Annotated in this window: 6 protein-coding genes and 2 pseudogenes; 1 reads left to right on the forward strand and 7 read right to left on the reverse strand. The window is 41.4% G+C overall.

From position 1 onward, the window contains the following. Nucleotides 1-4: 4 nt before the first annotated feature. The 3 genes from FNW02_RS33050 to FNW02_RS33060 all read right to left on the reverse strand — a co-directional run bounded on the left by FNW02_RS33050 (nt 5) and on the right by FNW02_RS33060 (nt 2,889). Nucleotides 5-340: a hypothetical protein gene (locus tag FNW02_RS33050; protein WP_191761737.1), complete on the reverse strand. Its 336-nt coding sequence runs from the start codon at nt 338-340 to the stop codon at nt 5-7. A gap of 218 nt (nt 341-558) precedes the next feature. Continuing rightward, nucleotides 559-1,257 (reverse strand): rhomboid family intramembrane serine protease, encoded by a 699-nt coding sequence (locus FNW02_RS33055; RefSeq protein WP_191761738.1) that lies wholly within the window; start codon nt 1,255-1,257, stop codon nt 559-561. A 228-nt stretch (nt 1,258-1,485) separates the two neighbouring features. Continuing rightward, nucleotides 1,486-2,889, reverse strand: coding sequence for an aromatic ring-hydroxylating dioxygenase subunit alpha (locus FNW02_RS33060; protein WP_191761739.1), 1,404 nt, complete (start codon nt 2,887-2,889; stop codon nt 1,486-1,488). 58 nt (nt 2,890-2,947) lie between these two features. Between FNW02_RS33060 and FNW02_RS33065 the strand changes: the two genes are divergently transcribed. Then, a complete protein-coding gene (locus FNW02_RS33065) occupies nt 2,948-3,718 on the forward strand; it encodes a hypothetical protein (RefSeq protein WP_191761741.1) in 771 nt (256 codons plus the stop codon). Between the two features lie 195 nt (nt 3,719-3,913). On the opposite strand, the gene recQ is transcribed toward FNW02_RS33065, so the two are convergent. The 4 genes and pseudogenes from recQ to FNW02_RS39185 form a co-directional block, all read right to left on the reverse strand. Next, on the reverse strand, nt 3,914-6,067 hold the full coding sequence (recQ, locus tag FNW02_RS33070; protein WP_191761742.1) for a DNA helicase RecQ: 2,154 nt from the start codon (nt 6,065-6,067) through the stop codon (nt 3,914-3,916). Between the two features lie 125 nt (nt 6,068-6,192). After that, entirely contained in the window at nt 6,193-6,921 is a 729-nt protein-coding gene (locus FNW02_RS33075; RefSeq protein WP_191761743.1) for a CRISPR-associated protein, read from the reverse strand. Between the two features lie 164 nt (nt 6,922-7,085). Next, nucleotides 7,086-7,408 (reverse strand): annotated as a pseudogene (locus FNW02_RS33080) (HNH endonuclease); the annotation flags it as partial. A 7-nt stretch (nt 7,409-7,415) separates the two neighbouring features. Next, a pseudogene (locus tag FNW02_RS39185) lies at nt 7,416-7,571 on the reverse strand (RNA-guided endonuclease TnpB family protein); the annotation flags it as partial.

The following is a 7,571-nucleotide window of genomic DNA, read 5'->3' on the forward strand; positions in this document are numbered from 1 at the left end:
ATGTTCAGAGCACTGGAGGTTCAGGGATATAAGTGAGAGTCGAATTTCTACCCGTCCTCCTGTTGGTGTAAATTTTACCGCATTGGAAGGCAGGTTCCACACAACTTGCCCATGCAACGTCTCTACATGGTCTATCTGTCACCAGCATGGTAGCTGCATCATAACTAATATACTTATAGGACTTACGCACAGGTGACGGAAAAACGTAGACGCGGAGCGGCTTGCCGCAGCGAAAAGTTCTGTAGGCGGAGAGAAGTCTGAGCGCCGGCGTCCGGCGATGGTCTGTATCACTGCCGAGAGGCGCAAAGCCTTGCGCCTCTCCCTTGTGTCCAAAGGACACAAGGCAACCGTTCTGAAAGAACGGTTGGGCAGTAAGACCCGCATAGCGATCAGAACTTCGGGGTTTCCCGCCGTAGGAAACTTTTCAAGACAGGCTACCGCAGAGGACGCAGCGAGAAGTCTGAGCGGAGGTTTCCTCCGAGCAGAACTTCTCAAGACAGAGGTCATGGAGGAATGAGAGTTTGAGAGGGTTTTTGCGTAAGTCCTAACTTATTTAAATCATCTCTTCAGTCGCATAAAAGCTGCACCAATCAATAGTCCTACAACCTGCGTCAAGTAAAACATACTAGTTTGATTTACACCAGCGGGGGGAATATTTAAACTGCCGATGCCATAAAACATTTGTTGCAAGAACCACCAAAATATATATACAAAAGCTGGTAGTTCGATAGGTATATAAACAATTATTAACGGTAAAATTGTGTCAATTTTCGCTTTAGGAAACTTCGTGACGTATGCCCCTAATATAGCTGCGATCGCGCCATTCGCTCCAATCAATGGTACTGTCAAATTTGGTTCGGCTAAAATTTGCACTACGCCTGTCAGGATGCCAGCAATCAGATAAAATCCTAGATAGCGTCCATGTCCGAGAATATTCTCTACAGTCTTGCCAAAAACCCATAAAAATAGCAGATTTCCTAATATTTGGCTAAAGCTACCATGTAAAAACATCCCCAAAGGTAGCGAAAACAAACGCCAAATTACAACTATCCAAGCAGCAGGGTTAAAGAAAATCGCATTTGTAATTGCCCCATTAATCTGAGATGGAATCACACCCCAACTGTTGACAAAATAGCCTAATTCCCCACTTAGTTCTAATTTGAGTTCCCATAAAAATATGGCAATATTAATCCCAATCAGCCAGTAATTAATAATCGGCTGACTGCGATTATGAAGGTTATCACTAATAGGAATCATGGGGTTCTATAGGCTTGACTATGCTAATGTAACAACCAATACAAAACTAATAAACTAAAACTCGTCCGCTGTAACCTGATTGGTTTTATTTTTCAAGGACGTGAGTTCCATATAAGTATTGGCTGTAAGCATTGTACTTCCTTCACCCATACCACTAAGCCCTTATTCAAGCACTAAAAGCTTTTACCGATGATAATCGGCTCAAAAGAGCCGTTCTTATACTAAGTTTTACTTTTTCTCAGGTATGTTTCGTGGAGGTACGGCTCGTCCTTCATAAAACTGCCTTTGAAGCTTATTCAAGCCTATCCATGCTACTCCAAAGATTAAGGAAGCTACAGTTTCAATTCCAACTGCTAAAACTGATGTTGTCTGAAAAAATAACGTTAGCATTGGAGCACTTGCCAAACAAAGTACTGCTGCTACTCCACACCAAAATTTCATCTGCTCAATTTTGGCAAGCGCCGATTTACAACTGGCACATTTTTGAGTGTGTGAATAGTATCTCTCTAGCAGCTTCTCCTTTGGCAGTGGAGGAGAAAAAGTTTCTTTGGGAAATGGTTCGGCATTATATTGGTTTACCCACTGACGTAACTCAAAGACAAAACTATCTGCTTTGGTAGGAAGGTAAAACGCTTTAGTAAAGTTCAGGCTACCTCCTTTGGCTTCGAGATATCTTTCTTGATAGTGCAGGAAAATTTGATCATCTTCTAAAACACCATTTTGTCCTATGTGATAATACCAACGCGGTCTGAGCTTAATAAATAAACCAGGAAGTTTAGAGGAAAACTTGAAGGGAAAACGAGCGAATAGACGACACTCTCCTTTACGAATTGGTGTAGCATAGACAACAGTTAAAATTCTGCCACGCTGAGAGTTGATGTCATGCCACATTAAACAAGGAGCGACGAAAGTTGTAGATAATTCTCCTGATTGCTCTGGTCGCAAACCTTGTTTCCAAATCCCTTTAAATCCATGTTTTCCAGATTCAATTACTTCAAGTTCTAAAGGTGCTGCATTTGCCCTATTGCCTACCGTTTGGTGATGTGTAAAGGAGACGTGACTGGGGTCTAGTATGTTTTCTAAAAGGGTTAGCGCATCATAAGGTACATCCCTAAATGTATTAATTAAAACCCATCCTTCAGAAGATTCTTCCAATGGCTCAATAATGGGAACTTTGGTTTTTGCAGCATTTTCATAGTTCCCAACGTATACAAACAGCAGTCCTTGCTTTTCAATTGTCGGTAATGATGCTACACAAGCTCGTTTAGAAGTCTCTGCTGTTCCACCTTTTACTTGCTGGGGAATTCTTTGGCAATCTCCATCTCCAGAGAAAGCCCAACCATGATATGGACACTCCAAAAGTCCATCATCAGTAATCCTGCCTTCTGACAATGGGGCTAAACGATGAGGACACTGGTCTTCAAAGCTTCTCCAAGATTGGGCAAGTCTATCCCACCAGATTACAATATCTCTTCCCAACAGTGTAAAAGCGGTTGGTTTTGATTTATCTAAGTCCTCTAGGTAATGTACGGGATACCATGCCTCATTACAATTAAAACTATTCGGGTCACTGCCACCCGGAGGCATTTCCTCCTGAAAATTATCTCTAACATTAAGTTCTTTCTCAAGCATTTTTGATGTTTATTAATTTTTATTACTAACTACTAGTTTAATTAAAGTAGTAGAAATTATGTTTACAGTTGCAGAGCTATCAGTGCCTAACTCTAATATTTTCTTATTATCTGCATTTTGTGCGATCGCTTTAGCCATCATCCATCTATTCTCAGGTAAACTGCACTTTCTCGGAACTATCCCGCGTAATCGGTGGCTTTCCTTTGGCAGTGGAGTATCTGTTGCTTATGTGTTTGTCCACATTTTGCCCGAATTGAGTGAAGCACAGAAAACAATTGAAAGCAACCTAGACTTTAGGCTTGTCTTTCTAGAGCATCACGTTTACCTAGTCGCACTCTTCGGTATGACAATATTTTATGGACTAGAGCGAGTTGCTATGGTATCGCGTCAGCGCAATCAAAAAGCAGGTAAGGGAGATGTAACCTCTTCTGGCGTTTTCTGGCTACACATTGCTTCTTTTGTTGTTTATAACGCTTTGATTGGCTACTTGCTAGTACATCGGGAAGAACCGGGTATTCAGAGTTTGTTTCTCTTCTTCTTCGCAATGGCACTGCATTTTGTAGTCAACGACTACGGTTTGCGCGAAAACCATAAAGGAATCTACGATCAAATTGGGCGTTGGCTATTAGCCGCAGCGATTATTGTTGGTTGGGTAATTGGTAGTGGAACGGAAATCCATAAAGCAGCAATTGCAGTTCTCTTCGCCTTTTTAGCCGGAGGCGTTGTCTTAAATGTACTTAAGGAAGAACTACCAGAAGAACGAGAAAGTCGCTTTTGGGCTTTTGCTCTAGGTGCTGGAAGCTATGCAAGCCTATTGCTAACTATTTAACAGTTAACAGTAAACGGTAAACAGTTAACTGTTTACTGTTGACTGTTGACTGATTTTCGGTAGCAAAAGGTTTTAGATCCTCCTAAATCCCCCTTAAAAAGGGGGACTTTGATTCCGGTTCCCCCCTTTTTAAGGGGGGTTAGGGGGGATCAATAAGTGCCTAAAAACACAGCCAAATACTTTTCAAACAGCCTCTTAATTGCGATTTTCACGTCGCCACTTTCCCCGCACTAAACGAATTTCATCATAACTGTAGCTTTCGCCAAGTTGTTCTCGAATTGGAGTAAGAGAAATATCACCTACCGCTTCTAAAACTTGCCAAATTTTTTGTTGACGTTCGAGAGGTACTAATTGATTCAAATCTACAGCTTGATCTTTTTCAATTAAATCTGCCAGATGACGAATAATTGTAGTAGCGCGGATGTTGCGTTTTTGGGCAATTTCAGCAACACTCAAACCTTGTTGATACAACTGTAAGGTAAATAATTCTGTGTCGGAAGGTAAGCCTAAAAAAGGTGTGGATTTAACTTGTTCTTGCGAACCTTGTTCTTGGCGATAGGCTTTAATTTCGGCGAGGAACTTATCGCCATATTGAGCAAGTTTGTGACTACCTACGCCAGAAAGTTTACCAAATTCGGTTATTGTTTTAGGTTGTACCTGCGTCATTAATTTTAAGGTTGAATCATGAAAGATCACGTAAGGTGGTACAGATTGTTCATCAGCAAGTTGTTTGCGGAGCGATCGCAATCTCTGCAATAATACTTCTGCCTCTGCGGCTTTTTCACTTCCCTCTTCCCAAGTAATTTTTTGAACTACGGGAACGGCGAGAGAAACTGTACGCTGTCGCCGCATAACTTCCCAACTTAGGGCGTTCAGTTTCAAAACTGAGTAACCATCGCTAGTTTGTTCTAGCAAACCTTGATGTAAAAGCGATCGCCCCAACATTCGCCACTCATCTACAGTTCTATCTTTGCCAATACCATAGGTAGAGAGTTTATCATGTTCATTTTGGGTAATTTTCTGGTTTTTCCCTCCCCGCAACACATCAATAATATGCAGCATTCCAAATCTTTCTTTACAACGCGCCACACAAGATAAAAACTTCATGGCTTCAATTGTCCAGTCTTGCAATGGTTTAGGATAACGACAATTATCACAATTACCGCAATTTCCTGGAAAACGTTCTCCAAAATAACCTAACTGAATTGTACGACGGCAAACAGTACCTTCAGCATAGTCAATTACTTGACGCAGTTGTTGTTTGGAAATCAACTGTTCTTGAGGATCAGTTTTTTGATTAATACTCCATTCAATAGTTTTAATATCACTGAAACTGAAAAAAAGTGTGCAACGCGAAGGTTCGCTGTCTCTTCCCGCCCTACCTGATTCTTGATAATAACTTTCTAAATTACGCGGTAAATCAAAGTGAATTACTAACCGCACATCTGGTTTATTAATTCCCATTCCAAAGGCAATTGTTGCCACCATAACACGCACATCATCCCGAATAAATCGAGTTTGATTGTTACTGCGTTCTTCATCACCTAATCCAGCATGATAAGACAAAGCAGAAATCTGATCATTTTGCAGTTTAAAGGTGAGTTCATCAACTTTTTTACGCGTCAAGCAATAAATAATTGCTGAACCTTCGTTTTCCCGGATAAGTTCCAATAATTCAGCGTAAGCAGACTTAGTTTTAGAACGAACTTCATAGTAAAGGTTTTGGCGGTTAAAGCTGGCAATGTGGATACTAGGTTGCTTTAGCCCTAATTGTTGGATGATATCAGTACGGACGCGATCTGTTGCTGTGGCGGTGAGGGCGAGAGTCGGGATATTGGGGTAGCGTTTCCGCAGAGATTTCATCTGACGGTATTCTGGGCGAAAGTCGTGTCCCCACTCAGAGACACAGTGCGCTTCATCAATCGCAAAAGCTGCAATCCCAATTTTTTCTTTGACTAAATCTAGAAATGGGAGAAATCTTTCACTCAAAAGACGTTCTGGAGCGACGTATAGTAACTTAACTTTACCGTTTAAGATGGCTTCTTCACGCGATCGCACTTTATACGGGTTAAGACTACTGTTAAGAAATGTGGCGGAAATGTTATTATTTCGCAGTGCTTCCACTTGGTCTTGCATTAAAGCAATTAGCGGCGATACCACCACCGTTAAACCTTTTTTCAGCAATGCAGGTAACTGAAAACACAAAGATTTTCCCCCACCGGTTGGCATTACAATCAGTAAATCCCGGTTTTGTAGCGCATCTTCGATAATTTGCCGCTGTCCGGGGCGGAATTGGTCGTAACCGAAGTGATATTTTAGCGCTTGTTCGAGATTGGGATACTGAAGCATAGCGATCGCTTTGGGTTGCTCTCTGCGTGGGTAGTTATGACGATAACAGGATTAATTACGAATTACGTACAGCCCTTTGGGCATGAAAACAGCGTAGCGGGGCGTAGCCCATTACGAATTACGAATTACGAATTACGTATAGTGGTGCTAGCATCTTGTGCAGTATACAAAGCGATTTCAATTGGAGAGAGCGATCGCCCCGTTGGTTTTTGCGTAGTTTTATCTATTTCTGCTGGCGTATATTGTAGTGAATATTGCCCTCCTAAACTAGCTAACACCATACCTACAGAACCGTGTGCAGTCATGCCTGTATAGTCTGCTATTACATCAGCAATATTCCAACTATCCGGCAAATTCTTGTAAATCTTTTTGACACACTTGTAAAAATCTAAAGGGTCGTAGATATCATTAACAACAATCGGTGCTGGTATTTTCAACTGGGCAAACTCCTGTTGTAAATTTTGAGCAACTGTCAACGTCTCTTGAGAGCAAATTAACCAAACACATTCTAATAATGGTATGTGATAATTAATTGCTTTGCGACAAGGTTCAGGACGGCTGACAAGCAAAATTAATCCCCGTCGTTTAGCTGGTGAGACTTTATCTAACTTGACTTCTGTCTTTTGGCGCAACCGTGACAACCCAATCCCAAACAACCACACTGACAGCGCAAATATACATACAGCCCCTAGAGCTATCCCTATCGATACTTTTACCGAAGTCCCCAACCAGCTAAATAATATTTGCGTAACTGCATTGCTCAATACTGATAAGAATATCGTGCCAATTAAGAAGGGAAAAAGAGTTTCAGGACTAAAGAAAATTTTAGCTACATCAGAGAAATTGGGACGCAACGTAGTTATTCCTCATTGTGGGTAACATAAATTACTGTAGCGAATTACTCTGTCTTTTCCAAGATAGCGCTGGTTGTTTTAGTATAAATATTTACTTTTTGGTGACAGAAAGCTCCAATCAAAATAGGTCTTTCGAGTAACAGCGAAGTTTATGATAGGGTATTTTACACTTCACTTTCTTGTCGTGGGTCTATATCTGGTGGATGCCAACCACCCTTCATCCAAAGACGGCGTGCTTTAACGATAGAACCTTCGTTGTGACGTTCATCATTGAAATCTAAACGATTACAAGTAGCTCGTCCTATGGGAGTAATGCCGATGATTTTTAAACCGTCTGCTGACCAGATAAAGTGATCTGACCAGCTTTGCTTACGAGGATGAAATAATGCGATAATTCTTCAGTATTTGGATCAATTCCAGTTGTGAAGTTATAGCGATATCCATTGCAACGCTGACAGGCTAAAGCTAAATTATCAAGCTCATGTGACATACTCCTACACTGACTCTTCGAGTACAGTGTAGGCTTCCAAGACAATCCGGCTTTCGCTTAGGAGACTCTTAGCTTTAAGAACGGGATGCCCCTCCGCTCTTTGTTTTATATTTATCGCTGCATTATGGTCACGGTCGAGACTGCACCCACAATGTGGGCA

Origin of the sequence: Komarekiella delphini-convector SJRDD-AB1, assembly GCF_014831675.1 — a bacterium.
In the GTDB taxonomy this organism is placed as follows: domain Bacteria; phylum Cyanobacteriota; class Cyanobacteriia; order Cyanobacteriales; family Nostocaceae; genus Komarekiella.